The 4,010-nt window shown below is 41.0% G+C and carries 4 protein-coding genes; all 4 read right to left on the reverse strand.

The features are described from left to right. Positions 1-421 (reverse strand): cobalamin biosynthesis protein (locus ACW6OJ_RS07550; RefSeq protein WP_456096209.1); only part of this gene is annotated, 421 nt, incomplete at its 3' end. A 2-nt stretch (positions 422-423) separates the two neighbouring features. Continuing rightward, positions 424-1,794, reverse strand: a complete 1,371-nt coding sequence (locus ACW6OJ_RS07555; protein ID WP_456096210.1) for a cobyrinate a,c-diamide synthase — start codon at positions 1,792-1,794, stop codon at positions 424-426. Positions 1,795-1,866: 72 nt separating this feature from the next. Then, positions 1,867-3,369 (reverse strand): cobyric acid synthase, encoded by a 1,503-nt coding sequence (locus ACW6OJ_RS07560; protein WP_456096211.1) that lies wholly within the window; start codon positions 3,367-3,369, stop codon positions 1,867-1,869. 204 nt (positions 3,370-3,573) lie between these two features. After that, positions 3,574-4,010, reverse strand: a 437-nt coding sequence (locus ACW6OJ_RS07565; RefSeq protein ID WP_456096212.1) for a histidine phosphatase family protein, incomplete at its 5' end; no start/stop codon positions are given.

Consider the following 4,010-nt stretch of genomic DNA (forward strand, 5'->3'; position numbering starts at 1 on the left):
CCTTATCCAGGGCCCTATATACCTTTTTTGACTCAGTTGCCAGGCACCTTGTAGAAAGACAGGTACACATTGCCAATATAGTCATGCCCATATCCAGGTAGGTATTGAAATCAAAGATATGGGACCAAGCATAGGCAATCAAATAGCTAAGCACCACAGTTATTAGCCATATGGCAAGTCCTGACACCTTCAAGGCCTTGGCCTCACCTATTGGTTTGGGTCTATCCTTACATGAAGTCCTATTTATAAGCCTTGATACTAGACTCCTAGCCACCCTTTCTAGGTAGGCTACTAGCCTGCCTATAAATATGACTGGATGGGGAAACCAGTAGGGGTCACCTACTATTAGGTCTAGGCAAAATGCTAGTATAAATACTATCAGAAAGCTCTCCACCCAGATATTTATTAGTATTTCACCCATAGCTAGGCCCTACTCAAAAGATAGCATACCATACTCAAATTATTGTAGAAGTGGATATGTAGATAGCTGGCTAGGGTATTCCTTGTGAAATAGCCACCTTCCCACCTATCTATTACCTGGTCATTTACTATCTTCTCTATATCAAAGGCAGCCTCAAGGTCTGAATAGAAGCTAGAATAGTGGAATTCATGACCACATATCTGCTGTCCCTTGTAGGCTATTAGGTTGTCCTCCTTAGCAGTTGCCTGACAGTAGCCAACCCTCTTTAACCTTTTTTCCATCTGACTGTAGCCCTTTATTGCCCCGACCATTTGGTACTTATTACCTTCTAAGTCTATCATATATTCTCCAAGATACATAAGGCCTCCGCACTCTGCATAGATTGGCTTGTTGGCCTCATAGGCCTTGTATATACTCTCCCTCATAGATTTATTGGCTTCTAGTTGGGCTGCAAAAACCTCTGGGAAACCTCCACCTATATAAATAAGGTCAGCCTCAGGCAGGGTTTCATCCTCTATAGGCGAGAAAAATTCCAACTCCACACCTATATCCTCAAGTAACTCCAGGTTGCTATCATAATAGAAGTTAAAGGCCTCGTCATAGGCAACAGCCATCTTTTTTCCCCTGGCCAGGTCCTGAACATCAGGATCCTCTATAAACATGCTCAGTTCAAAGTTAGATGTCACTGCCTCACTTTCAGATAGCTCTATAATCCTATCAATATCGACATAGTCTTCAAGCAACTTGCCTAGAATGTCTATTTTTCTTTCTATATCTTCCGTTTCCCCACTAGGCACAAGTCCCAGCTGCCTTGACTCTAGTCTGATATCTTCAAGTGGTGGAATATATCCCAAAACTTCAAGGGCACAGTACTTTTCGATTGACGTTTTAACAATATCAAAATGCCTCTTAGTCCTTACATTATTTGCTATTATCCCCACTATTTCAACATCCTTATCTAGTTGCTTATAGCCCAAGACCATGGCTGCAACTGATGATCCCATAGCCTTGGCATCCACTATCAGTATAACAGGAGCCTTTAGGGTCTTTGCCATCTTGGATGTCGAATGCTTATTTATATCTGTTCCAAGTCCATCATATAGGCCCATAACCCCCTCTATTATGGAAATATCAGCCCTCTTGGATGCCTGTCTATAGACATACTTGACCTGTTCATCGTCAAGCATGTAAGAATCCAAATTTCTAGATGACCTACCCGTCACATATTCATGGAAGCTTGGGTCTATATAGTCCGGCCCTACCTTAAAGGCTTGGACTGACTTGCCCCTATCTACCAGGGCCTTCATTATGCCAATACTGATAGTCGTCTTGCCCACACCACTTCCTGTTCCTGCAATTATAATCTTCTTCATACCTACCTTCAATCTGTGTCCCCGTTAACACCATAATATTTTCATAAATCTCTAATCTATATTTTCACCTAGCTAAATATCTCTAGAAAAAATTATATTGTAGACCTTTTCCATATCTACATTTTCCCTAATTAAGTCAGCTAGCTTGTTGTATTCTTCATTTTTGATAGCCCTATAATCTTTGACCTCAAAGGTCCTAGCTAGCCCCCTCGCCTTGGCTATATTATTGAGTAGACCTGATAAAAAACCGGCCGAATCAAATAGACCATGACAATAGGTACCCATTATATGACCGTCCTTAATTTTGTAGTTATCATCCGGTCCAGGATATGTCCTGCCCAGGTGGGTTTCATAGCCCTCTATCTGACTATTCTCTAGTCCAAAGAAATATCCCTCTTCATGTCCAAAGTTCCACCTCACCTGACCAGTAATTTTATCACTGCCAAATACAGTATCGACCTCTAATAGACCTAGACCGTCAACCTTACCCCGACTACCATCTAGACCACGGTCATCCCTAATAGTCTGTCCCAGCATCTGGTAGCCACCACATAGGCCAACTATCAAGCCTCCCCTTTTAGAATAGGCCAATATCTGGTCTCTCATAGGTGACTTGTTTAGTCTTTCCATATCACCCAGGGTATTCTTTGATCCAGGTATAATCAATAAATCTGGTCCAACTTGACCCTTCTGGCCATCAAAGGCCTCTAGGTCCTGGTCTGGACTTATATAAGAAAGCTCCAGCCCCTCTATATGTTCAAATACATTGAAGTCTGTATAGTTAGACATATGGTCTAGCTTGAGAACTACCACATTTAGCTTGTCCTTCCTGTAGACCTGCTTGGCTTCCTTATAGGTCTTTTCACTGACCCCATCCTCTTCATCTATACCTAGCTTTTGATAGGGAACTACCCCTAGAACCGGTATTTTGATTATGTCCTCTAAAAGCCTTACGCCCTCAGAAAAGTAGTCCTTCCTTCCCCTAAATTTATTGATGATTACACCCTTGACCCTGGAACGTTCCTCATCCGACATAAGACTCAAGGTTCCTACTATTGAGGCAAAAACACCTCCCCTATCTATGTCAGCAACTAAGACTACTGGTGAATCAGCTATCCTGGCCATCTCCATATTGGATATATCCAGCTTATTTATATTAATTTCCACCGGACTTCCTGCCCCTTCTAGGACTACTATATCAAAGTCTCTTTGGTATCTCTGGTAAACCTGGTCCAACCAGCCAACTAGGTCTGGCTTTAGGTCCTGGTAATCACTAGAAGAAATGTTCTTTATAAATTCACCCTTCATTATGAGCTGTGACATATGGTTGCCAGATGGCTTAAGGAGGATTGGATTCATGTAGGCCCTGGGAAGTAGATTACAGGCTTCAGCCTGAAAAACCTGGGCCCTACCCATTTCTCCTCCATACTTGTCTATATATGAATTTAGGGACATATTTTGTGATTTAAAGGGTCCAACCCTGTATCCATCCTGCCACAAGACCCTACAAATACCCGCTGATATTATGCTCTTGCCTACATTAGATGCAGTCCCCTGAAACATTATATTATTCAAATCACCTGACCCCCCTTCATATATGCTCATTTAAGCTTGATCAATACTATATTTTTAAAATTTTCTAATCATTTTATTAGTCCTTGCTTCTCTTATTCATTCTTAATAAATCATTAGACCACTAGCCGTCTGTTATTTTTGCAAAGACATTAGAGTCTATCTCTTCTCCTAAAACTTACATAGCCATGACTTTCCTATTTAGATTTATGACCTATAAGGGTCTCTTACTAGGTCCTGGCTATATGGTATAAAGCCCATCAATTCAATTATTGGAAAGCCACTGGACATATCAATCACTGTAACACTTGCATTTTGCAACCTGAAATTCCAGTGAATATCTCCATTTTTCGTCAAAAGATGAGATAGAATATTTCTTATAGTCCCCATATGAGAGCAAATCAATATATTCTTATCATTGCCCTTATTTTCCTCGATTACCATTTCAAGTTCTTTAGCATTTCTCTGGTACATCTCATCTAGGCTTTCACCCTGGGGGAACTTGTAGTCCTTGCTTAAAACCATCATTTCTTCGGTTTCTTTTGGATATTTCTCCTTTATTTCCTCGTAGTTAAGTCCATCGAAAAGTCCGAAATTTATTTCCCTAAAGCCATCCCTCTTATCTATTTCAAGGCCCTTGTAGT

Source organism: Peptostreptococcus sp., assembly GCF_977045075.1.